21 protein-coding genes are annotated in these 22,669 nt (G+C 43.6%); 10 read left to right on the top strand and 11 right to left on the bottom strand.

The annotated features are described in order from the left end of the window. The 5 genes from G511_RS0112030 to G511_RS22740 all read right to left on the bottom strand — a co-directional run bounded on the left by G511_RS0112030 (nt 1) and on the right by G511_RS22740 (nt 5,761). Nucleotides 1–2,358 carry a methyl-accepting chemotaxis protein gene (locus G511_RS0112030; RefSeq protein WP_028469843.1) on the bottom strand — a complete coding sequence of 786 codons (2,358 nt, stop codon included), beginning with the start codon at nt 2,356–2,358 and terminating at the stop codon, nt 1–3. Nucleotides 2,359–2,426: 68 nt separating this feature from the next. Next, nucleotides 2,427–2,924, bottom strand: a complete 498-nt coding sequence (locus G511_RS0112025) for a chemotaxis protein CheW (RefSeq protein ID WP_028469842.1) — start codon at nt 2,922–2,924, stop codon at nt 2,427–2,429. Beyond that, nucleotides 2,921–5,110 (bottom strand): chemotaxis protein CheA, encoded by a 2,190-nt coding sequence (locus G511_RS0112020; RefSeq protein ID WP_028469841.1) that lies wholly within the window; start codon nt 5,108–5,110, stop codon nt 2,921–2,923. The genes G511_RS0112025 and G511_RS0112020 overlap by 4 nt, the downstream gene beginning before the upstream one ends. A 6-nt stretch (nt 5,111–5,116) precedes the next feature. Next, nucleotides 5,117–5,479 (bottom strand): response regulator, encoded by a 363-nt coding sequence (locus G511_RS0112015; protein WP_028469840.1) that lies wholly within the window; start codon nt 5,477–5,479, stop codon nt 5,117–5,119. An 18-nt stretch (nt 5,480–5,497) separates the two neighbouring features. After that, complete coding sequence (locus G511_RS22740; RefSeq protein WP_036551962.1) at nt 5,498–5,761, bottom strand: STAS domain-containing protein; 264 nt, start codon at nt 5,759–5,761, stop codon at nt 5,498–5,500. Between the two features lie 459 nt (nt 5,762–6,220). Between G511_RS22740 and G511_RS0112005 the strand changes: the two genes are divergently transcribed. Further along, nucleotides 6,221–6,478 (top strand): hypothetical protein, encoded by a 258-nt coding sequence (locus G511_RS0112005; RefSeq protein WP_028469839.1) that lies wholly within the window; start codon nt 6,221–6,223, stop codon nt 6,476–6,478. A 40-nt stretch (nt 6,479–6,518) separates the two neighbouring features. Here the strand turns inward: G511_RS0112005 and G511_RS0112000 are convergent, their stop codons facing one another. Genes G511_RS0112000 through pdxH form a run of 3 tightly spaced genes read right to left on the bottom strand, consistent with a single transcriptional unit; the run spans nt 6,519 to nt 8,310 of the window. Next, the gene (locus G511_RS0112000; protein WP_028469838.1) at nt 6,519–6,989 is read right to left on the bottom strand and encodes an FKBP-type peptidyl-prolyl cis-trans isomerase; all 471 of its coding nucleotides are present in this window, start codon (nt 6,987–6,989) and stop codon (nt 6,519–6,521) included. Nucleotides 6,990–7,000: 11 nt separating this feature from the next. Continuing rightward, nucleotides 7,001–7,663 carry an alpha/beta hydrolase gene (locus G511_RS0111995; RefSeq protein ID WP_028469837.1) on the bottom strand — a complete coding sequence of 221 codons (663 nt, stop codon included), beginning with the start codon at nt 7,661–7,663 and terminating at the stop codon, nt 7,001–7,003. Next, a complete protein-coding gene (pdxH, locus tag G511_RS0111990; protein ID WP_028469836.1) occupies nt 7,660–8,310 on the bottom strand; it encodes a pyridoxamine 5'-phosphate oxidase in 651 nt (216 codons plus the stop codon). The genes G511_RS0111995 and pdxH overlap by 4 nt, the downstream gene beginning before the upstream one ends. Nucleotides 8,311–8,450: 140 nt before the next feature. On the opposite strand from pdxH, the gene G511_RS22735 reads away from it, so the two are divergent. From G511_RS22735 to G511_RS0111970, 4 genes are read left to right on the top strand one after another with little or no spacing between them, the layout of a single operon-like run. Next, the gene (locus G511_RS22735; RefSeq protein WP_051221971.1) at nt 8,451–9,089 is read left to right on the top strand and encodes a paraquat-inducible protein A; all 639 of its coding nucleotides are present in this window, start codon (nt 8,451–8,453) and stop codon (nt 9,087–9,089) included. Next, complete coding sequence (locus G511_RS0111980) at nt 9,089–9,715, top strand: paraquat-inducible protein A (RefSeq protein WP_028469835.1); 627 nt, start codon at nt 9,089–9,091, stop codon at nt 9,713–9,715. Before G511_RS22735 ends, G511_RS0111980 begins: the two co-directional genes overlap by 1 nt. Next, a complete protein-coding gene (locus G511_RS0111975; RefSeq protein ID WP_028469834.1) occupies nt 9,712–12,318 on the top strand; it encodes a PqiB family protein in 2,607 nt (868 codons plus the stop codon). The genes G511_RS0111980 and G511_RS0111975 overlap by 4 nt, the downstream gene beginning before the upstream one ends. Nucleotides 12,319–12,333: 15 nt before the next feature. Beyond that, nucleotides 12,334–13,035 (top strand): hypothetical protein, encoded by a 702-nt coding sequence (locus tag G511_RS0111970; protein ID WP_245574000.1) that lies wholly within the window; start codon nt 12,334–12,336, stop codon nt 13,033–13,035. Between the two features lie 36 nt (nt 13,036–13,071). Here G511_RS0111970 and G511_RS0111965 read toward each other — a convergent pair whose 3' ends face one another. The 3 genes from G511_RS0111965 to G511_RS0111955 are packed head-to-tail and all read right to left on the bottom strand — an operon-like array spanning nt 13,072 to nt 15,654. Continuing rightward, nucleotides 13,072–13,713: a DUF2959 domain-containing protein gene (locus G511_RS0111965; protein WP_028469832.1), complete on the bottom strand. Its 642-nt coding sequence runs from the start codon at nt 13,711–13,713 to the stop codon at nt 13,072–13,074. A gap of 53 nt (nt 13,714–13,766) precedes the next feature. Beyond that, nucleotides 13,767–14,771, bottom strand: a complete 1,005-nt coding sequence (locus G511_RS0111960) for a hypothetical protein (RefSeq protein WP_028469831.1) — start codon at nt 14,769–14,771, stop codon at nt 13,767–13,769. 43 nt (nt 14,772–14,814) lie between these two features. Next, nucleotides 14,815–15,654: an alpha/beta fold hydrolase gene (locus G511_RS0111955; protein WP_028469830.1), complete on the bottom strand. Its 840-nt coding sequence runs from the start codon at nt 15,652–15,654 to the stop codon at nt 14,815–14,817. Nucleotides 15,655–15,883: 229 nt separating this feature from the next. On the opposite strand from G511_RS0111955, the gene G511_RS0111950 reads away from it, so the two are divergent. The 5 genes from G511_RS0111950 to G511_RS0111930 all read left to right on the top strand — a co-directional run bounded on the left by G511_RS0111950 (nt 15,884) and on the right by G511_RS0111930 (nt 22,653). Next, nucleotides 15,884–17,146, top strand: a complete 1,263-nt coding sequence (locus G511_RS0111950; RefSeq protein ID WP_051221969.1) for an efflux RND transporter periplasmic adaptor subunit — start codon at nt 15,884–15,886, stop codon at nt 17,144–17,146. A 3-nt stretch (nt 17,147–17,149) separates the two neighbouring features. Next, nucleotides 17,150–20,302 (top strand): efflux RND transporter permease subunit, encoded by a 3,153-nt coding sequence (locus G511_RS0111945; RefSeq protein ID WP_051221967.1) that lies wholly within the window; start codon nt 17,150–17,152, stop codon nt 20,300–20,302. A gap of 290 nt (nt 20,303–20,592) precedes the next feature. Then, nucleotides 20,593–20,823, top strand: a complete 231-nt coding sequence (locus G511_RS0111940; RefSeq protein WP_028469827.1) for an EF-hand domain-containing protein — start codon at nt 20,593–20,595, stop codon at nt 20,821–20,823. Between the two features lie 241 nt (nt 20,824–21,064). Beyond that, nucleotides 21,065–22,264: a succinyldiaminopimelate transaminase gene (gene dapC / locus G511_RS0111935; protein WP_028469826.1), complete on the top strand. Its 1,200-nt coding sequence runs from the start codon at nt 21,065–21,067 to the stop codon at nt 22,262–22,264. A gap of 23 nt (nt 22,265–22,287) precedes the next feature. Further along, on the top strand, nt 22,288–22,653 hold the full coding sequence (locus G511_RS0111930) for an ArsC family reductase (RefSeq protein ID WP_028469825.1): 366 nt from the start codon (nt 22,288–22,290) through the stop codon (nt 22,651–22,653). The last annotated feature ends 16 nt before the right edge of the window (nt 22,654–22,669 follow it).

Genomic DNA, 22,669 nt, shown 5'->3' with positions numbered 1-22,669 from the left:
TTAGAATTCTTCCCACTCAGTATCGTCAGGTGTTTCCTTCATAATAATGGTTTCACTTTTATATGAGCCTGTAGCAGGAATCCGTACAGCTTCTTCCGAATGCAAATGCTTTGTTTTCCACCCCTGATTTTTAATATTGATTGTTGGTAAGTGAGTAACATTTGAGGGTGTAACAATACTCACCTTGAATACATTTACAAGATGTTGCAGCTGCTGGGCTTGCTCATCCATCGACTCAGAAGCAGCGGCAACCTCTTCGACAAGCGCAGCATTTTGTTGTGTTCCTTCATCCATAGCCGTGACAGCTAAGTTAACTTGCTCAATACCATTGGCTTGTTCTCGGCTCGCTTCTGCAATTGCATGAATAATAGAAGATACCTTCAAGACCCCCTGCATTATTTCATTTAGTGCACGCCCCGACTCATCAACATAGTGACTACCTTCTTCAACTTTTTCTACGCTATCACTAATCAGGTGTTTAATTTCTTTTGCTGCACTAGCACTTCGCTGAGCAAGATTGCGAACCTCAGCAGCTACCACTGCGAATCCTCGGCCTTGCTCTCCCGCCCTTGCAGCTTCTACTGCGGCATTAAGTGCTAGTAAATTAGTCTGGAAAGCAATTTCATCGATAACGCTGATAATTTCTGCAATCTTTTTAGAGCTCTTACTGATATCGCCCATGGAGCTAACAACTTTCACGGATATCGTACTACCGTCATCCGCTAGCACTTTTGCTTGTTCTGCTAATCGGCTCGCCTCTTGCGCATTTACAGCATTTTGCTTCACGGTAACAGTCATCTGCTCCATACTCGCTGCGGTTTCCTGCAAGCTTGTAGCCTGACTCTCAGTTCGCTGACTCAGTGTTGCATTGCCATGAGCAATTTCAGACGCACCCGTAGTAATATTAGCGCCAGCTGAGCGGATCTCACTCACCATATCTTGTAACTTATTCATCGAAATATTCAGTGCATCATTTAGTTCTTCATATTCACCGGAGAAGTTACCTTGCATATTCTGTGTTAAGTCACCATCAGCCAAAGCAAGCAGTACACGCTTAGCTTCTTGTACAGGCTCAACAACAGCATCCAGCATTTCATTAACACCAGAAGCTACATTTTTCATAAAACCTTCATAAGCCGAATCGTCTAAGCGCTGGCTCAAATTGCCGCTAGATGCATCTTGAATCAATCGCTCTATTGCTTTTTCTGCTTGCAGTTGCTCTGTTAAATCTTTCCACTCAACTACTGTGCCTAAACGCTCTTTATCAGGAGAAAAGACTGGGTTAGCCAATAAAATAAACGTACGCCCTCCCACACTAATTCGACTTTCAAATGATGACTTTAACGCTTCTAGTAATCTTTTCTGGTGAGTAGGATCCGCATGAAACTCATCGATATTGCTTCCCAGTAAAAGTTTATAATCAAACTTTGGTAAGTCAGTGCAAATGTCATTTTGAGCAATATTAAACATGTTAAGAATGGCATCGTTCACATAAATAATTCGCCCCGTAGGATCTGCCATCATCACATTTGATGAGACACTATCGAGCGCTTGTGTGATTCGACTTGAGCGAAGCGCTTCTAAACGAGATTCATTTATTTCAAAACCAAGCTTAATGGCTAATGATTTCGCAGCACGGTTAAGACTACCAATTTCTCCTTCTTGCTCTACTTCTATATCGGTATGATAATCCCCTTCACTGACTCGTTTAAGAGTGGCAATAGTTTCAGATAATGGTTGCTTCACATAAGTCCTGATACAACTTACTGCTCCAAAAAGCATAATAAGAAAAGCTGCAAATGGACCAAGCGCAATAAGTGAAGTATGCCCAGAACTATATAGCCCACCAGCAATTAACAGCATTACTATTAAAGCTATTGCTGCCCAGTTAAATAACTTTTTATCAAGTATTTGTGTGGGAATTTTAGTAGGGTCAGATAACCGCGCTTCTTTATTACGTAACTTTGTATAAAAAATATCAGCAGACTGTCTTTCAGCATCAGTGGGAGCTGTACGCACTGACATATAACCGACAATTTGTCCTTTTTTATATACGGGTGTTACATTCGCTTTCACCCAATAAAAATCACCATTATTACAGCGATTTTTTACCATTTTGCACCAAGGCCGGCCAAGCTTTAATGTTGACCACAAATCTTCAAACGCTTCCTTAGGCATATCGGGGTGGCGGACCACATTATGGTTCTGCCCGACCAACTCCTCTTCGCTAAAACCGCTAACCTGAATAAAAGCCGGGTTTACATAAGTTATCCGCCCCTTAAGATCAGTTTGAGTCACCAACTCCTGCCCTGGGATTACGTGTCTTTCGTGATCAGTCACTGGCATGTTAACTTTCATTTAACTTTCTCCTCAAACAGAGCTGTCACTTGACCAATGCCTGCTTGATAAATATTCAAATTAATCCACTATTGCAATCGGTCCAGATCAACACAGCTTTGCTCATCCGAGTTCATCAAATAGTCTAAATCCAATAGGACTACCATTTTTTCGTTCATTGTAGCCAGCGCTTCAAAGAACTTTGGATCGATGCCATTTCTTATCAAAGGCGCGGGCTGTATGTCATCACTAGATACGTCATAGGTGTCGGCTACAGCATCGACGACAATTCCCATGCAATGTTCACTTTCAGGGCCATTAATCCAGACAACAATCACCACTGTCGTGGCTCCATACTCTCGACTTTGTAAACCAAAGCGCATACGTAAATCGATAATTGGTATGATTTCTCCGCGTAAATTAAGCACCCCTTTCATGTAACCAGGTGAATTAGGAATCCGCGTCACAGGAACCCATCCTCGAATCTCCTGTACACGCAAAATATCTACCCCATACTCTTCATCAGCTAAAATAAAAGTCAAAAATTGGCGAGTTTCCAGAAGTAAGGGTTCTACTGCTTCTGTCATATATCCACCTTTGCCAATAGGTATCCGTCATCCTTATTTATTGCATGTGGATACTGCTTTGTTGATGAATCCAACCCCATTTTTATGACACCTGCCACATCAAGAATCAAAGCCACTTGTCCTGTGCCTAAAATCGTTGCGCCGGAAAAACCTTCTACTCGCTTATAATTTGTCTCTAAGCTTTTTATTACTACCTGCTGCTGACCTTGCAGCTCATCTACAATTAAGCCAGCCCTTTTACCGCCACCTTCAACAATCACCATTAAACTATTAGTAAAACTTTTAGTCGTTTCACTAAGGCAAAAAACATCGCTGAGGTTAATAACTGGAATGTACTCATCTCTAAATAAAAACAAACGCCCTCGACCTGCAACAGCATTAAGAGACTCAGTTGAGACCCAAATAGACTCGATAATAGAGAGCAACGGTATGATATAAATCTCGTGCTGCGTTTTTATTAACTGACCATCAAGAATAGCGAGCGTCAACGGTAAACTAACAGTAAAAGTAGAACCTTCTCCTGCTTCAGATACCACCGCAACATACCCACCTAAGGCCTCAATATTCCGGCGTACTACATCCATACCAACGCCTCTGCCAGAAAGGTCATTAACTTCTGCTACAGTGGAAAAACCAGGCACAAATATTAAGTCATGGATATCAGAATCACTGAGTACTTGGTCTGTAGTAATGAGGCCACTGGACAAGGCTTTTTCTTGTATTTTATTGGTATCTAACCCTCGTCCATCATCCTTAATTTGGATAATAATAAAGCCACCTTGATGAGAAGCACTTAGGTGAATCGTCCCACTCTCAGCTTTTCCAGTAGCAATACGCTCTTGCGGTGTTTCCAAACCATGATCTAAAGCATTGCGTATTAAATGTAATAATGGATCTCCTATTTTTTCCATCACGGTTTTATCCAGCTCGGTCTGCTCTCCAGATAGAGTCAGCTCGACCACTTTTCCCAACTTGCTGCTGATGTCATGCACCATCCTTGGGAAGCGGTTAAACACAAAACTTATAGGTAGCATTCTAATTCTCATTACCTCTTCTTGAAGGTCACGAGTATTTCTTTCTAACTGAACTAAACCGTCATTTAAACGCTCAACCCCAGGGTGATCACAGTCAGACATTTCTAAACCAACCTGTCCTAACATAGACTGTGTAATTACTAGCTCACCAACTCTATTAATCAGCCCATCAATCTTATCAATACCGACGCGAATAGAGCCTTGGTCGGCCTGGATTTTTCTTGTGTTTTGCGCTGGAGCCGCACTAGAGTCGTCATTATTTTTAGAGCTTGCTGTTTCAGACCTGATAGTAGGTTGCTCTACACTTTCGTTATTCAAAACTAAAGCAGTCGAAGACTTCTCCGCTACTTTATCAAAAGCTATCTCGTCAGATACTGAATCATTTGGAACACTCTCTTCAGAAACCTCATCTGCCAACGTCTGCAAAGGCAAAACGGATAGTGAGCAGTCACCCTCTACCCATTCAAAAACCTCACGTACAGCAAGTTCGCTACAATCACTATAGAGATCTATTTTCCAATGTAGGAATAACTCCTCAGGATTTAACTCATCTAAACTAGGCACCTGATCTGTGGCTGCATACGTAACTAGTTGTCCTAGATCCGCTAGTGCAGAAATCAATAAAATAGGCTCATTTCCTGTCATCAGTAGATGAGGAGCAGGAGCAAAATCAATCACCCAACCTTGTGTCTCCTTAACTGCAACTGGAGAAGAAGAGATCTCAATTTTCTCAAACTCATTATCAACAATTGCAACCTTATCTTTATTATCAAAAGATAACTCTGCTTCTAATTGCTGATGTACTTGCTTAATTTGAGGGTCGTCACATGAAGTTCCGTCTCTTGCCGCTTCAAGTAATAAACGTATGCAATCGACAGATGATAATAAGACACTTTTTAACGAGTCACTGCATGACCTACGCCCTGCGCGCAGCTCATCCATAAGTGTTTCAACCACATGGGTAAAATCGGTAATGTTAGAGAAACCGAATGTGCCGGCTCCTCCTTTAATTGAGTGCGCGGCGCGAAAAATAGCATTGATGGCTTCAGCATCATCTTCCTCAAGATTTAAAAGGCCTGACTCCATGACTTCGAGCCCTTCAAAGCTCTCCTCAAGAAAAACCGGAACAAACTGGGATAGATCAATGCTCATATGAGATTACCGCACGACACGTTTTAAAGTGGACAGCAAAGTATCGGGATTAAACGGCTTTACCAACCAACCCGTAGCACCTGCCGCTTTACCTTTATGCTTCATTTCCTGAGAGTTTTCAGTGGTTAGAATTAAGATTGGTGTAAATTTAAACGATTCTAATTTACGTAATTCAGTGCACAGAGTAATACCATCCATTCTTGGCATATTGACGTCAGTTAAAACCAAATCGCATGCAGTATGTTTGGCTTTATATAAGGCATCTTCTCCATTTTCAGCCTCAACAACGTCATAGCCTCGTTTTGTTAATGTAAAGGTCACCATGCTGCGTAACGATACTGAGTCATCAACAACCAAAATTGTTGTCATTTACCATCTCCAAAAAATCTACCAAGCAATACCTAAGGCATCACTCATACCTAACCATTGAGCGCTTTTTGATAAAACAACTGAATTGCCCGACCAATGTATATCACCTTCCTTTGCTTGCAGTGCTTGCTTCACAGCAAACAATAACTGAATACCCGTCGAGTCAATCTTCTTAAGAGTAGATGTATCGATATTCAAAACAGAAGACTCTCTGGTTTGAGAGAGAAACTTCTCTTTCCACTGCGCAATTTCAGTGATGGTCAGGTGTTCAGGCAAAACCATAGTGGAAAATCTCCTTAGCAAACTAATTACAAGATAGCCTAAATACTGCCCTGCAGAGAGGTTCATCGGCATTTATTGTTAAAACCTTTGTTTTATCTTAATAAAGAACTCTTCCAACACTCCTCAATCAGTGATACCCCGCTATTTTTACAGCGAATTTTATGGATATGATTCAAGCAATCAAAAATAGAAAATGGTAAATCGAATATAAATTTAGATTACTTGTTTTGATAATATTTTTATAAAAAATCACAAAAAAACCATACTTAAAAACTCTTTATAATCAAATACTTAAACGAAAACACTTCATATATAAAACTTTCTCGAAATATTTATTAAAATTCTTTTAAAAACAAAGAGTTAGATAGGAATTTTTATTGGCATTTATTTGCGATAAATCAATATTTATTTTATACTTATCATAAGTTATTAAAGACTAATCATTAAGAGAATAAGACAATGCAAGAGAAAGAAATAAAGCTTCTTTTTAATGCCGGCGTGTTTGAGTCTTGTCAGGCAACACCCATTGCCATGTCACGAGGATGGACACTTAAATTCATCGCAAAAGACAACAATGTCATTACGTTGGATCTGCAGCGCAGCAAGAAAGAAAGGGAGTTCAAGAGTTTGGACGGCGCAGCGGCTGTCGCTAGAAAAATTGGCTTCGAGTGGTTAAATGTACATATCGGAGAACTGGAGTGGCGGGAAAAAGTCTAACGGCGCTTGAGACAGCAAACGCCGTGGTGAATCGAGGCTATTACACAGGATTAGCCTGGCCGGCTTGAATTTCTTGTGCCGTTGCTTCTCGTATTGATACGACTTCGACATCAAATGTAAGGCTTTCACCAGCGTATGGGTGATTAGCATCTACAGTAACGACGTCGTCCTCGATTTCAATAACGCTGACAACTTCATCTTCGCCTGATTCATTGGTCATATGGCACATCAACCCGACGGCCAGTTCTGACATATCGGCAAACAGTGCTCGCTCAACGTCGTAGATTTTTTCTTCATCTATTTCGCCATAAGCTTCTAGTGGCGTTAGTGATACACGAAAATGATCGTTAACAGACCGACCAGCCATCGCTTTTTCCAAACCTGGCACAATATTATGGCACCCGTGCAGGTAAGGAATAGGCTCCCCTCCCTTAGAGCCATCTAATACTTCGCCCTGATCATTGATCAATGCGTAATGAAAACAGACCACAGCATTATCAGTTATTTGCATTAAAAAACCCTCTATTTACTTAATCGTTCACTTATCCAGCGCCCTAAAACAGCCAGCGACTCTATTGATACTTCATGAGCCATCGGAAATGTTTGCCACTCTGGACTGTAACCTTTCATTTGTAACTGCATAACCGCGTTTTCGCCCAAGGTTAACGGAACGACATCATCCTGCGTTCCATGAATAGACAAAATCGGCATCGTTGTCTCTGCTTCAGTATTTGTATCTGCAATAGGGCGCGGCAGGTACGTTGACATAGCAGCAATGCCACCAAGTTTTGCCACATAACTCAAACCGGTCTCATAAGCGACAGCGCCGCCTTGTGAAAAACCTACCAACAGAATTCTTTCAGGTGCTATACCGGATTTAATTTGTTCAGTTATCAGAACAGATATGCGCTCAACCGAAACGTCTAGCTGCGCTTCATTAATCTCGCGACCATTACCCATACTTAAAATATCGTACCAAGAGCGCATCACAAAACCACCATTAATGGTGACAGCCTGCTCCTTCGCATTAGGGAACATAAAACGAACGGCGAGTTCTTCTGGCAGCTTAAGATAAGGAATAGTTGGAGGAAAATCAGAACCATCAGCCCCCAACCCATGCATCCAAATAATGGCGGCATCACATTCAGATTTTGTTTCAACAACTATCATGTCACTGTCTATCATGGCTGCAACCTCTTAATTTCCCACGAATCTTCATCTAACGAGTAAGTGAAGCGATCATGCAAACGGCTTTCCCGCCCCTGCCAAAACTCAAACTTGGTAGGAATTAAACGATAACCGCCCCAACGTTCAGGGCAAGGCACTTCTTGATTTTTATATTGGGATTGCAACTGCTCTACACGTTTCTCTAACTCTTCACGTGAGGGTATCGGCTGGCTTTGCTGTGAGGCAGCCGCGCTCAGCTGACTCCCTATAGGGCGTTGATGAAAGTAGTTATCTGCTTGCTCTGGGGTTAGCTTTTCAACACGCCCCTGAATACGAATTTGCCTTTCTAGCCCGTACCAATAAAACATAATTTCAGCTTGTGGGTTTTCTTCAAGCTCACAGCCTTTCTGACTTTGATAATCGGTATACCACGCAAAACCCTCAACGTCGAAATGCTTCAACAATACAATTCTTGCCGATGGCATTCCCTGCTTATTTGCAGTTGCCAGAGTCATAGAAGATGCATCATCAGGGCGAATCTTACAAGCTATATCAAACCACTCAGTAAACTGTACGAACGGGTCGGAGTCGATAGTGTCGCGAGTAATCCCCGAAGACACATACTCACGACGTAAATGGGTAACATCACCCGCATTATCTGACATCTTTAATCTCCTATATAAGCGGCCTACTATAACGAAAACCTGCACCCCATACATCTGTCCTGATGCGGTTTTGTGTCGATAGCCATAACATGGCCCTTTCTGGCATACTGCGCTTTGATAAAACAGATCTTTAGAGGCTTATGACAGACAGGGATTTAGCATCGACACAACCGGGTAAATTTTGGGTATGCCCAGAATGTGATCTATTAATGAACCGTCGTGCCATACCCAATCGACACGAAGCACATTGTCCTCGCTGCCAGTCTTTAATCGTTTCCAGCAAACGTCACTCTATTGAATGGACACTCGCGCTTGCCCTTGCTGGCTTAATCTTATTTTTTCCTGCCAACTTATTTCCTATTCTGACACTCACGACACTGGGCCTTTCTCAATCAGAAACCATATTCATGTCGGTTACGGCACTTTACGATAGTCACCTGTTTGCTGTTTCAGCTCTCGTCTTAATGTCAGCAATTGTTGTCCCTCTAATGAAACTTTTGCTCATGGCCTATTTAAGCGGCTGCCTTTTATTCCATAAGCCAGCGCCGTTACTTTCGTGGGCAATGCGTAGCTACCAGCAGCTGGATAGTTGGGGAATGTTAGAAATCTATATGCTGGGCATTCTGGTTTCTATTGTGAAACTCGTTGATGTTGCCGATGTCACTCCAGGTATCGGTTTATATAGTTTAGCTGGGCTTATTATTGTGACCTTACTTACGTCCACACAACTTGATCGCCATCGCTTTTGGCGACGCATAGAACAACTGGAGAGGCGTTAATGCAACACTCAGCACTAACGCGCGGCATTATTATTTGCCATCGCTGCGAAAAACCCGCATCAATAAAACAAGATGGGCAGCCTTGCCCCCGTTGTGGCACCCATATCCACCGTCGTAAACGACACTCAGTTGCTTACACATGGGCTTTGCTGCTTGCATCAATGATCATGCTGATCCCTGCTAACTTACTGCCTATAATGACTTTTAAATCATTAGGAAAAGGAGATCCTGCCACAATTATGCAAGGTGTTTTACAGCTTCTTGAGCACGACATGTTAGGCATTGCACTGGTTGTACTGACAGCATCCATTATTATTCCTGTCATGAAAGTGATCGGTTTGATCATCCTTCTGCTGACAGTGCAACTAGGCTGGACTACCAATGTGCGTCAAAAAATGCTGATGTATCATTTTGTCGAGTGGATCGGTCGTTGGTCTATGCTTGATATCTTTGTTGTCGCCATCCTTGCTGCTATTGTTCAGCTGGGAAACCTTGCCAGCGTCACAGGCAACACTGGCGCAACCGCCTTTGCCGCCGCCGTTATTTTTACTATGTTAGCCGCCAACTGTTTTGATACCCGCTTAATATGGGACAAACACCTGGAACAACTTGAGGTCTTTCCATGAGCGATCATGACCCTATTATTACCCGCCGCCATTTGCCTTCTGCTATCTGGTTTTTACCACTGCTGGCCGCCATTATTGCTGGCTGGCTGGTTTACAAAAACTATGATAATAAAGGTGTTTTAATTGAAGTTATTTTTAACTCTGCGGCGGGACTTGAAGCCAAAAAAACTAAAGTGTTTTATCGCGGGTTGCCAGCGGGAGTAGTCAAAGAATTAAAGATTGATGATGACCTTAGGCGTATTAAAGCGCTGATTGAGATGGTGCCACAAACTGAGAAAACACTCACCGACAATGCACAATTTTGGCTAGTAGAACCGCAAGTCTCTCTCTCTGGGGTTCGAGGTCTAGAAACATTACTTTCTGGGAGCTACATCAGCTATCAACCAAGCCTAGAAGGCGAGCCTAAGCGTGCATTTGAAGCGCTTGATCAGCCGCCTCCGCCGATTAAAAACTCTGGAGGTCTTTACATCACGTTAACCGCCGATAACGCTCGCTCTGTTTATCAGGGAGCTAAGGTTTATTTCCGCGATATTGAGGTGGGCGAAGTGCTCAGCCATGCACTCAGTACCGACGGTAAAAAAGTGCTGATAGAGACCTATATAGAACCTCGCTTCACCTATCTTATTAAAGCAAACACACGCTTTTGGAATGCCAGTGGCATTAAAGTAAAAGCAGATTTTTCAAAAATAGATATCCAGATCGGTTCTCTCGCCTCTATTATTGCTGGCGGCATCCACTTTTCAACACCCGATGAATCTGCCCCTGAAGCCAACAACAGCCAAATTCTGCCTCTCTATGATGACTATGAAGCCGCACAAGATGGTATCGAGGTCGCGTTAAGATTCCCCGGAGCCACAGAGCTTCGAGAAGGAGCAACCGTACAGAGCCGAGGCATTCAGATTGGCCGTGTAAAACAGGTCACTCTGACAGATGATTTCAAACACCTCGATAGTATTTTATTAATTGACCCTCGCGCTCAAGACCTTCTCAAAGAGGGATCACAATTTTGGCTGCAAAAACCCGAAATATCTTTAGAGAACCTAGGCAATATTAGCTCGCTACTACGTGGCAGTTACATTGAACTAGAAGCCGGTCAAGGTGCTGACAAGCGATCATATAACGCACTTGAAATCGCCCCCATTAAACGCCAGCTCAGTATGGGAAAAGCCATTGAGTTACGTACAGGACAGCTTGGCTCTATTTCCAAAGGGGCGCCCGTTCTTTACCGCCAACTGCCCGTAGGTGAAGTTATTAACTACGAGCTAGATGGCGAAGGAAAACAAGTTATTATTCATGCAGCAATAGAGCAGCGCTACAGCCACCTGATCAAAAGTAATAGTCGTTTTTGGAATGCCAGTGGCATCGACCTGACCGCCAATATTGACGGTCTCGAGTTGCGTACTGAGTCGGCCGCAGCATTACTGCGCGGCGGCGTTGCCTTTTTTAATCCTCCCCAAACAAGCAAAACTAAAAAACACACTTCTGTGTATCAGCTTTATAGTGATTATCATCAAGCATCTGAGAAAGGCACCTTAACTGACAAGCGCTTTCAAAAGGCTTTAAAAATCCGCTTACATAGCGAAGGCTCGGGAGCCCTTAGTGCAGGAGACCCTATTCTCTACAAGCAGATTCCTGTAGGGGAGATAGCACAGACTGTGCTTAACAAAGATGGCAACAGCGTTACTATTTATGCTTTTATTGATCCCGCCTATAATCACCTTATAAATGAAGGCAGCCGCTTTTGGATAGCCAGTGGCATTAAAGCTGATATTTCCTTAAAACAATTAACGATACGTTCCGAATCAATTAAAACCTTAGTGCAAGGCGGTATTGCTTTCGAAACAGAGCATACAGGCAAAGCGATCAAGCCAAATCACCTATTTGCGCTTTACCCCGATCACACCACTAGCCTGCAACAACCTCTGGGTATACAAATAACATTCCCGGCAGGGAAAAGTATCCAACCAAACACCGATCTTCGCTTTAAAGGACAAGTAATAGGAAAAGTGACAAAAGTAGCTGTTACCAGTGATGGTAATGAATTACTGGTTGATTTGAATCTATTTCGTGATGGTCATTTCTTAGCCCGTAAGCACAGCTTATTTTGGGTCGTTGAGCCTGCTATCCGCTTAAGCGGGGTTGACCATCCAGAAGGCATTCTAACCGGTAACTTTATCGAAGCGGCATCAGGAGAAGGACCCGCCACCTTCTCCTTTAAAGGTGTCACTAAGGCACCTGCATTTGAGAATAAAGTGGGGCTTAACTTAATTGTACACGCTCCCACACTAGGGTCACTCTTTAAGGGCAGCCCAATATTTTATCGCCAGGTTCCTGTCGGCTCAGTCACAGGTTTTGACCTAACACAGAGCGGGAAAAGCGTAGAAATATTTATCAATATAAAACCGGAATACGCCCTTTTCGTGCGTAAAAATAGTGAGTTCAGAAATGCCAGCGGCGTGAGAATCGATTTCTCACTGTTTGGCGGAATCGACTTTCGCGCAGATAGCTTAGAAACCATGATTGGCGGCGGGCTGAGTTTCACTTCTCCACCTCAGAGCCAACCAGCAAGCTCAGGTGAGGTTTTTGTTATTGATGAGATGTAATTCTGGAGTTAAATAATGCCCATAGTTTTAAAAGCCATAGTATTCGGCATGATCATCAGTTTATTAGCAGGTTGCCAGCAGGGAAAAGTTCGCTCTTTTAATGTTAAGAACCTAGCTAAATCAGATATCGATATGGTGACAGACGCTCACTTGCAAGAACTCAGTAAGCTGGCACGTGATCTCTTGGTAAAGATGTACAAGCTCAACCCCAGAGAGCTGTCTAAAGCCCCAGCGGGAATGACCGTCGACAAGCGTATTTATCAGCTGTTTAGTATGCCGCGAATTATCCAGTTTGCAGAACTTGGAAAACCTTATGGAACCACAGCTGTACCCGTCGCTTTCAACCCCGATTTCTCAGGAGATAGAGTCTTTGCTCTAATGGTGGGTATTGCGGGCATGATTCACGGTTCATACAATTATCAGGACGAGTTTTTTATGCTGGATGAAATAGATCAGCAAAAACTCTATCACTGCGCACGGAATTTAGAATCTATTGCATGGCAGTTACACCATCGGCGTGATACACGCGGAGAGCTATTACTCGTTAGCAACAGTATTAATAGTGTGACCGGAGAAACCAACCTGAGCACGGAACGGCTCTTAGCAAAAATGATATCTTTGCAGGACATGATGGCACGCATTCTTTCTGATAAGAATAACCGTACCATCAACAAAGTTTTACACGGCGTAGCATCAACCACCTTATTGCCAATCTAGGCTGCTATGCTCAACCACAAGCAGCCTAGCTAAAGACTACTGTGTTTCCATCGCACGAATAAAGGTATCCGACTCTTGGATCGAGCGCTGCATTTCATTTATTAAGCGATCAATATTTTGTTGAATGCCTGCAAATTCACCTTTTAAGGCACCAACAGCCCGAGCATTCAAGTTATGCTTAAGGTATAAAACATTATCATTGAGCGCCGAAAGTACCGGCTGCATGCGTTGTTCAGCACGCTTCATTACCCGTAGAAGAGCCGTATAACGCTTTTCTGTATCCTTCAGCTGTTTAGCACTCTGAGCACGCAGATTAGCACTTTGATACTGCTCTAGTTCATCTTCCCACTCTTCAAAAAGCGCTTGTGCTACCTGTTCAACACCCTTGATACGCTCTGATACATTATCTGCCGCTTCAACGCTATCATCGTATTCAGCTTGTAATCGATCATAAAGCGTTTCCAGCTTACCGCCATCAAACTGCACCACTGCGCGATACTGCTCTAATGCATCTTTAAACTGTTCTTGTGCTTCACCTTGGGCATCACGCGCATTTTCAACTCGGTCGACTAAAATTTCGCGCTTATGCACTCCGACCTGTTCCATCGCGGAGTAATAGGCACTCTGGCAACCTGTCAGTAAAATCACAAAAGACAATAACAATAATTTTTTTAACATCCGACCTCTTCTCCTTTCATATTGACATAAACCCTAGATTACCTAAGCAACACTTAACGACACAGTGTCATCGGCTTATTAATCTGTATATCACTAATCTTATGGTTTTCATTAAGCATTAACGTCACATCAGCACGCTTAGGCATCTCATCTAGCATAGTTCTTGTTAAACGCTCATAGTGCTGGATAAAACGCACGATCTCTTCTTCATTCATGATACGCAGATGATCTGCAGGCTGTTGCGTATCAAAGTTGAATTTAACTCTTTCAGCCAATTTCTTTTCTTGCAGGGAGCGCCAACTATAAACCGCTTCCATGCTGGGTACTTTCAACATCACCAACGAATCAATCATGCTAAACAATTCCTGATACTTCTCTTCTAGCTGGCGATTTACATAACGGCGCCAATCACCATTAGCGTCTTCTACCCGCTCTAGTGCATTTACCGGTGGAGTAAGGTTTTCATCACTCTCAGGTAAAGAACCAACACACCAACCTTCAAAGACAATCACATCGGCAGGGCCAACCCACTCTTGCCATACTGAGGTAGGGCAACGATCATCAATCGATTTGTCAAAAACGGGGATCTTAGTCGGGTTTTCGGGGTCGCCTTCTTTTAAAGACTTAATAATATCGATACCCAACTGAACATCATGTGTACCGGGCACACCTCGAGTAATCAGTAATGGATGGACAATTTCAGCCAAGCGCTCCCGTTCATGGCGTGTCTTATATAGATCATCTATTGAAAAGCCGACCACTTTCTGCCCGAAACCTTCACTAAGAATGACCTCAATTAAATTAAACAGCGTCGACTTACCCGCCCCTTGAGCACCATTAATGCCCACCACCAACGGCCCATTTTGTTGTCGTTTTCGACACAACAACCATGCACCCAAAGGCACATAAAGGGACTCAAACATCTCTTTAAGGCCGATATCAACTTTTAATGATGCAAGCGCAGTAGCAAACGCTTGCTCAACTGCTTTAACAGCTTCTTTGCGCTCATCATGAGACAAGCAAAGCTGCTCGGTAGGCCAAGGGGACAACAAGCTCATTCAGTTTCCTTTTAATGCTAAAAAATTAATAATGACGTACCTGTTAACTCATTCGTAACCATTGGCTTATTTCGTGGATATGCGCTTCTTCCATTAAAGAAGGTACGTGTGGAATTCCGGGCAAGCTATAGAGCGACATTGCGGAATTTTCTTGCTGCATTTGCTCGACTGTCGCTCGGCTCAATACATCTGAGTCTTCACCCCAAATCAGCATCTGCGGGCATTGTATAGCGCGCCATACAGGCCAAAGATCTATATCTTGGTTTGCAGTAGATCGCGTGATATCACCAATAGCCGGATCATAATGTTGCGTCCAACCTTGCGGCTCCTGCTTAAAACCGTGTTTGGTCAAGCTCTGCCACTGAATATCGGTTAAATTGCGCAACCCAGAATATGTTGTTTGCATAAAGGCTTGCGCCTCATCAAGCGTTGTAAAATACTTCGGTACTAAATAGTCGCCTATTCGCTCCAATGCATCCTGTGAAACAAACGCACCGATATCATTTAATATCAGCTTCCTAATAGGAGACTTAGGCATAGACGCTAACAACATACCGATAATGCCGCCCATGGACGTCCCTAGCCAATCAACTTTTTCTATATTCAAACGTGCCAATAACACCATAATATCGGACAGATACTGCGGCATACCGTAGTCAGCAGGATTTAATAACCTATCACTTTCTCCCCGGCCAACAATGTCAGGGCAAATGACACGATATTCGCGTGACAATGCTTTTGCTATTTCATCAAAGTCGCGACTGTTTCTTGCCAAGCCATGAACACATACCAATACTCGCTCATTATCCTGACTACCCCACTCATGATAAACCATCCGATGAAGCCCAGAAGAACTTAATCCCATTACTGATTCAGTGCGCACGTGAAGTATTCCTTTTGAATTAAAGTATGAAGCATGCTGATCCATTCAGCATATCGGAGCGTATTTACTATCGTAACTTATCATTCCTAACAGAATTGTAAAGTTGCGTAAACAAACCCCCATATCGGTTCGAAACCAGATAAACTATTCCATCATAAAGCGCTAATACATAACAGATTATTTATTGTAACCCTTTTTTAAAGACCAATGATTCTAGATTGAGGTTGATATGTCGACTGCGGTTCATCAAAAAAAAACTCGTCACCTCACGTGGATTTTGCCACTACTGGTAATGGCCGTAGCCATAGGCGTTTTTCTAGCGCTCAAGTCTAGCAAACCACAAACACCTTCCCGCCCCGCATTAGAGAAGAGCTGGAGTGTCCAAACACAAACGGTAAGCTTTTCAACTATTCGTCCTGAAGTTGTTTTGTATGGACAGGTAGAGTCTGTACAAATGACGCAGTTATCCTCTTCAGTTACGGCTTTTGTCGAGTCAGTTATCAGCAAAGAAGGCCAACAAGTTGAGAAAGGTGATCTACTGGTTAAATTAGACCCTCGTGATACTCAACTGATCGTACGTCAGCGCGAAGCCGATTTGCAAAGTGTAAATGCCAAATTAAGTGCGGCTAGAACTCAGAATAGCGCTGATAAAAAGGCATTAAGCATAGAGAAAAAGCTCTATGCCTTAGCCAGTAAATCAGTATCCCGTTACAAAGATCTAAGTAAGCGAAAAGTAGGTTCGGACGATCAGCTTGATACCGCCAGAAAAAACCTCCAACAACAAGCGCTCGCCTTAAACAACAGTGAACAAGCCATCAACGCTTATCCATCTCAGCTTGCACAACTCAAAGCCGAACAAGAAAAAATTAAAGCGCTACGTGATAGCGCTTTACTCGATCTAGAAAGAACATCAATCACCGCACCTTTTAAAGCGCGTATATCCAGCATAAAAACAGCCACAGGTGATCGCGTAAAAAGTGGAGATCCGTTGATTACGCTTTACGACCCTACACAATTACAGTTGCGCTCCCAAATCCCATCTAAAACCTTACCCTGGGTACGCCAAGGGCTGTTAGAAAGCCAAGACTTAAAAGCAACGGCGGTTATCGACAAACAAACGATCACTTTAAATTTGTCACACCTAGCAAGCTCAGTGAGCAACGGTAACACCGGGGTGGATGCTCTTCTACAATTCACAGCCGATCAGTTCATTCCAGAACCTGGGCGTACGCTATCATTAACGCTATTTTTACCTGAAGTTGACAACGTAGTGACCATCCCTCCTTCGGCACTGTATGGGACTGACCGGGTATATCGTGTCCGTGACGCAAAGCTGGAATCAGTTACCGTCAACAAAGTGGGCGATGCGCATGATGACAACGGATCCCCCCTCATTCTTATTCAGCCTGGCGAGCTTCAAGCAGGCGACTCCCTTATTATTACCCAGCTCCCTAACGCCATCTCTGGCTTGCCAGTCAAAGCGACGGAGTAACCCATGCGTACTTATAACGGTCCACTACAGAACCTGACAGCACTGTTTACAGAGCACCGAGTCGCTGCCAATCTGTTAATGATTTTGATGCTTCTAGCAGGTGTTTGGGGCGTAAAAAAACTTAATACTCAGTTCTTCCCCTCATTTGAACTAGACATCATCATTGTCAGTGTTGCCTGGAGTGGCGCCGCAGCCGAAGATGTTGAAAGGTCTATTGTCTTACCTATTGAGGAAGAAATTCGCTCAATTAATGGCATCGACACACTTTACTCTACAAGCAGCCAAAGCCGAGCCTCAATTCGGCTCGAGTTAACCGAAAACTCTGACGTGCAATACACCTTGGATGAGGTAAAGCAGAAGATAGCCAACATTCGCAGCTCCCTTCCTTCTGATGCCGAAGAGCCCGTCGTTCAGCGTATTATTCGTTATGAAAATATCGCATCAATGCTCATCACTTCAGAAAACGCTGCCATCAGTGAATTACGAGTGTTAGCACGTCGTTTTGAAAGAGAGTTGCTAGACAAGGGCATCCGCAAGATCGATTTTACAGGAATGCCAGCAGAAGAGATTGCTATTCAAGTACCGACAGAACAGCTTCATTCGCTAGGTATGTCACTGTCTGATATCGCCACCAATATAAGCCAACGTAGTGTCGACTTACCCGCTGGAACAGCCGCTAAAAGTGACGGTTCCAGACAGATACGCAGTTTAAGCCAGCAACGCGACGTCGAAGGGTTTAAACAACTCCCTATCATTTCTGATAACACTGGGCGGTTAGTGCGCTTAGGCGATATAGCAGAGATTGACTGGCGCACTAAAGATAGCCAAATAGTACTCAGTTACCGCGGCCAGCCAGCCATCTTAATGGTACTGAAACGCACCGAAAGCGATGATACTTTGCAGTCCGCTAGCATTATGGAAAACTGGATCGGCAATGCCCGCGAGCAATTACCCCAAGGTATAGAGCTAGTCACCTACGATGAACGCTGGATGCAGGTTCAAGCACGTATCGATCTCCTATTGAAAAACGGCTTGGGCGGTTTAGTTCTCATTATCGCCATCCTATTTTTATTCCTAAATGCGCGGGTGGCTTTCTGGGTAACCGTGGGTATTCCTGTGTCCTTTATGGCAACCCTAGCTGTGCTTTATATGATTGGCGGTTCAATCAACATGATCAGCTTATTTGGCCTTATCATGGCATTAGGAATTATCGTCGACGACGCGATTGTGGTTGGCGAAGATACTCTGACGCATTTACAGATGGGTGAAAGTGGCCTTCAAGCGGCGATTGGCGGAGCACACCGAATGCTGTCACCGGTTATCGCCTCTTCCCTTACGACTATTGCTGCTTTTTTACCGCTACTGATTATCGGTGGAACCATTGGCAATATCCTTGTAGATATCCCCACGGTAGTCATTTGCGTAATACTAGCCTCCTTGGTCGAGTGTTTCCTGATCCTGCCTGGACATCTACACCACAGCTTACGCAGCAAAGCTGATTTACACGCATCTAAAACTCGCCTCGCACTCGAAGCACGTATCAATCATTTTCGTGACCACACCTTTCGCCGCTTTGTCAGAATAGCAATTACCTTTCGTTGGACAACCCTAGCCAGTGCAATCGGCATTTTCATTATTGCTATCGGACTAATAATGGGAGGAAGAGTCAAATTCACATTCTTCCCGTCAGTCGAACGAGAAGTATTTACAGCCAATGTGCAGTTCACCGCTGGTACAAATAATTCTCAGGTAAAACAGTTCTTAGCGCATTTAGATGGCACGATTCAGCTAACAGAAGAAGAGCTAGGTAATAACCTAATTAAAGTCGCTTTTCGTGAGTATGGCATCGCCAATTTTACACGCACCAGCTCAGCATCCACCAGCGGTGACGAGTTTGGCTCTTTATACGTAGAGATGAATCCAGCCGACACCCGTGACATTACCAACCGCGAATTTATTAAGGAGTGGCGCAAGAAGATCAATATTCCTGCCGGAGTTGAAAAGTTCTCCATTGACCAATCCACTAGCGGACCTAGAGGAAAGCCGATAGAAATCAAACTATCGGGCAATGACGTGGGCACCTTAAAACAAGCATCCATCGAAGTTCAAAGCGTACTCAAACAATACTCAGGATTATCGAATGTCGACGATGACCTTCCGTTCGGCAAGTCTCAGCTGATTTATGAATTAACACCTACCGGCAAAGCTTCGGGTTTAAAACTACAACAAGTTGGTAGACAACTACGTGCGGCATTTGATGGCATTGAAGCTCAAACCTTTTATAACGGTCAGGATGAAGTTGCGGTACGCGTGGTACTTCCTAACTCGGAGCGTAATCGCTTAAGTGCATTAGAATACCTTCCCATTATTCTTCCAGACGGTTCTAGCGCACCATTGTCTAATATTGTACAGTTCTCGCCTAAGCGAGGCTTAGACACCCTACAGAGAATCAATGGACAACTCGCTATTAATGTCACGGCAGATTTGGACGAATCAGCAGCTAATGCCAATGACATTATTAGCGACCTGGAAACAGGTAAACTAGACAGCGTACTTAGTAAATATGGTGTCGAAGCCAGCTTTGAAGGTAAAAATAAAAACCAGAGAGAAACACTCGCTGATATGCAGCTAGGGCTTCTCCTTGCCTTATGTCTTATCTATATCATTCTTGCGTGGGTATTTGCGTCATACAGCTGGCCTATCACTGTCATGCTCGCTATCCCGCTAGGGTTAACAGGCGCTATTCTCGGACACTTTATAACAGGGCTTGACCTCACCATTCTCTCTTTATTTGGATTTTTTGGGTTATCAGGCATCGTTATCAATGATTCTATCGTACTGATTACCTTTTATAAAAAGCTAAGAGCTACCGGTATGGCAGTAGAAGATGCTATCGAAGAAGCCGCTTGCCAGCGCTTGCGTGCAGTACTGCTCACGTCTTTAACAACCATTGCAGGGTTAACACCGATTCTTTTTGAAACCTCACTACAGGCTCAATTCCTTATCCCGATGGCTACTTCTATCGTTTTCGGTTTAGCCTACGGCACGCTGCTCATTCTCTTATTTATTCCCGCAATACTGACTGTCCTAGAACACAGCAAAGCACGCTTAGGACTAAGAGTACACCACGGTCAATTATCAGAAGACGCTTCCTAGGGTTAACTTCTGATTCTCATCACGGCGACTGAAACAACCCTTCAGTCGCCGTTCTACAACATTATAAGCTATTGATTTAAAACAAATTAAAACTCAATACAAGATAACTGTTAGCAAAAAGCAACAGTTATGCGCATTCTTTCCTCACCAATGACGGCTGTGATGTTGACTTCACTCCAAAACAACACTTCAGAAACATCTAAACAACTGTTTTAAAAGAAAAAAGCAAAGCGTGGCACATTTTAAGCAATACATCGGGTATCCAATCACGACATAAAGAGAGATAACCCATGAAAAAATTAATGACTATCGCTGCTTTCACTTTTGCTTCAGCTACTGCCATTGCTCAACCAGCAGGCGGAACTGATTTATTCGTTTTATTAGATGTTGATGCGAACCAGATGATTAGCGCTGACGAAGCAAAAATACATGAACCTGTATTAGCGCAGTTTGAAACACTGGACTTAAACAAAGATGGACAGTTAAGTGCTGATGAGTTCAGCCTGCTAGCTAAAGGGTAATCTCCCCCTGCACCCAACGTTCCGGCATGTTCCCCCCACAATTTACGCCGGAGCGTTTTTTTAGTTTTATCTAAAAACCTCTAAAAAACACCTTCCTAACAGCTCCACAAAGCAAATATAGTCGTACAAGTAAGCCTCACATCGACATATCAAAGAGGAAACACTTAATAGACACCGCCGCATCCGGTATAATTTCCAGCCTATTTTTGATAACAGCCTCACCCCAGAGCAGGAAATATTTATGAACCGGGATTTAGCGCGTCTTCAACCCTACCCTTTTGAAAAGCTGGCAGAACTGAAAGCGCAGGTCACACCTCCCGCTGAATTGCCACATATCGCGTTCTCTATTGGCGAACCAAAACATAAATCTCCTGCTTTTGTTGTTCAAACACTGACCGACAATCTTAATGCACTATCAAATTACCCAACCACCAAGGGTATTCCTGAATTACGTAAAACTATTGCCGACTGGTGTACTCGCCGCTTTCATTTAACGGCAAATACATTAACAGCAGATCAGCATGTACTACCGGTTAACGGAACACGGGAAGCGATATTTGCCTTTACTCAAGCAGCTGTTGAGCGCAAAGAAGGCGCATTGGTAATATCACCCAACCCTTTTTATCAAATCTATGAAGGCGCTGCTTACCTAGCAGGTGCCGAACCTTATTACCTAAGCTGCTTAGGTGAAAACGGTTTTATTCCCGATTATGATGCGGTCTCTAGTGACGTATGGGAACACTGCCAGATTCTATTTCTCTGCTCTCCTAGCAACCCAACTGGGGCAGTGACTGATTTTGACACTCTAAAAAAGCTCATTGCATTGGCTGATCAATACAACTTCATCATTGCCTCAGATGAGTGCTACTCCGAAATATATTTAGATGAAGCAAACCCGCCAGTTGGCTTGCTTGAAGCCTGTGCTCGTTTAGGCCGCAACGACTTTGATAAGTGCGTGGTCATGCATAGCTTATCTAAGCGCTCTAATTTGCCAGGTTTGCGTTCGGGTTTTATTGCCGGAGATGCTAAATTAATGAAGCCTTTCTTGGAATATCGCACCTATCATGGCTGCTCTATGCCAGTACAACACCAGATTGCATCAATTGCTGCATGGCAGGATGAAGCTCACGTGAAAGAGAACCGCGACCAATACCGCGAAAAGTTCGCACGCGTCGTTGAAATCCTTTCGCCAGTGATGGATATACAGCAACCAGAAGCCAGCTTCTATTTATGGGCAAAAACACCGATAGCAGATGATCTTTTTGCACAACAGCTTTTTGCCGAGCAAAACATGACAGTACTACCAGGCAGCTATCTATCACGTGAAGCTGAAGGTGGTGTACCCGGTGCCGGCTATGTACGCATGGCCTTAGTGGCAACACTTGAAGAGTGTGTTGAAGGTGCCCAACGTATTAAGCGTTTTGTTGAAGGTTTACACTAAAAAGCAACAAAGAGAGAATCAATATGAGTATTACGCTTTTTGGTATTAAAAATTGCGATACAATCAAGAAAGCGCGTAAATGGTTGGATATCAATAATATTGAATTCCAGTTTCATGACTTTCGTAAAGATGGACTAACAGAAGCGCAACTGGATCCACTCATCGACTCGCTCGGTTGGGAAATCCTATTGAATAAGCGCGGCACAACATGGCGTCAGTTATCCGATGCTATCAAAGAGAATATCGATGCAGCATCAGCCCGTTCGCTGATGCTGGAAAACCCGGCGATTATTAAACGTCCGGTATTGGAGATCAGCTCAGCAGATGCGGCTCCACAACGGTTTGTCGGCTTTAAAGAAAACGAATACACAGAAATTTTTCAAATTTGACGTCTAGGCGGAATTA

The organism is Neptunomonas japonica DSM 18939, from assembly GCF_000422765.1.
Classification (GTDB): Bacteria; Pseudomonadota; Gammaproteobacteria; order Pseudomonadales; family Balneatricaceae; genus Neptunomonas; species Neptunomonas japonica.
The sequence above is the reverse complement of the archived record's forward strand: the minus strand, read 5'-3'. Positions and strand labels throughout refer to the sequence as shown.

Coding starts and splice junctions, on each gene's coding strand:
- G511_RS0111960 (WP_028469831.1), bottom strand. CDS start 14,771: ATGAGCTTGTTGTCCCCTTGGCCTACCGAGCAGCTTTGCTTGTCTCAT.
- G511_RS0111930 (WP_028469825.1), top strand. CDS start 22,288: ATGAGTATTACGCTTTTTGGTATTAAAAATTGCGATACAATCAAGAAA.
- G511_RS0112020 (WP_028469841.1), bottom strand. CDS start 5,110: ATGAGCATTGATCTATCCCAGTTTGTTCCGGTTTTTCTTGAGGAGAGC.
- G511_RS0112030 (WP_028469843.1), bottom strand. CDS start 2,358: ATGAAAGTTAACATGCCAGTGACTGATCACGAAAGACACGTAATCCCA.
- G511_RS0112025 (WP_028469842.1), bottom strand. CDS start 2,924: ATGACAGAAGCAGTAGAACCCTTACTTCTGGAAACTCGCCAATTTTTG.
- G511_RS0111950 (WP_051221969.1), top strand. CDS start 15,884: ATGTCGACTGCGGTTCATCAAAAAAAAACTCGTCACCTCACGTGGATT.
- G511_RS0111970 (WP_245574000.1), top strand. CDS start 12,334: ATGCCCATAGTTTTAAAAGCCATAGTATTCGGCATGATCATCAGTTTA.
- G511_RS22735 (WP_051221971.1), top strand. CDS start 8,451: ATGACAGACAGGGATTTAGCATCGACACAACCGGGTAAATTTTGGGTA.
- G511_RS0112005 (WP_028469839.1), top strand. CDS start 6,221: ATGCAAGAGAAAGAAATAAAGCTTCTTTTTAATGCCGGCGTGTTTGAG.
- G511_RS0111965 (WP_028469832.1), bottom strand. CDS start 13,713: ATGTTAAAAAAATTATTGTTATTGTCTTTTGTGATTTTACTGACAGGT.
- pdxH (WP_028469836.1), bottom strand. CDS start 8,310: ATGTCAGATAATGCGGGTGATGTTACCCATTTACGTCGTGAGTATGTG.
- G511_RS0111995 (WP_028469837.1), bottom strand. CDS start 7,663: ATGATAGACAGTGACATGATAGTTGTTGAAACAAAATCTGAATGTGAT.
- G511_RS0111945 (WP_051221967.1), top strand. CDS start 17,150: ATGCGTACTTATAACGGTCCACTACAGAACCTGACAGCACTGTTTACA.
- G511_RS0111980 (WP_028469835.1), top strand. CDS start 9,089: ATGCAACACTCAGCACTAACGCGCGGCATTATTATTTGCCATCGCTGC.
- dapC (WP_028469826.1), top strand. CDS start 21,065: ATGAACCGGGATTTAGCGCGTCTTCAACCCTACCCTTTTGAAAAGCTG.
- G511_RS22740 (WP_036551962.1), bottom strand. CDS start 5,761: ATGGTTTTGCCTGAACACCTGACCATCACTGAAATTGCGCAGTGGAAA.
- G511_RS0111975 (WP_028469834.1), top strand. CDS start 9,712: ATGAGCGATCATGACCCTATTATTACCCGCCGCCATTTGCCTTCTGCT.
- G511_RS0112015 (WP_028469840.1), bottom strand. CDS start 5,479: ATGACAACAATTTTGGTTGTTGATGACTCAGTATCGTTACGCAGCATG.
- G511_RS0112000 (WP_028469838.1), bottom strand. CDS start 6,989: ATGCAAATAACTGATAATGCTGTGGTCTGTTTTCATTACGCATTGATC.
- G511_RS0111940 (WP_028469827.1), top strand. CDS start 20,593: ATGAAAAAATTAATGACTATCGCTGCTTTCACTTTTGCTTCAGCTACT.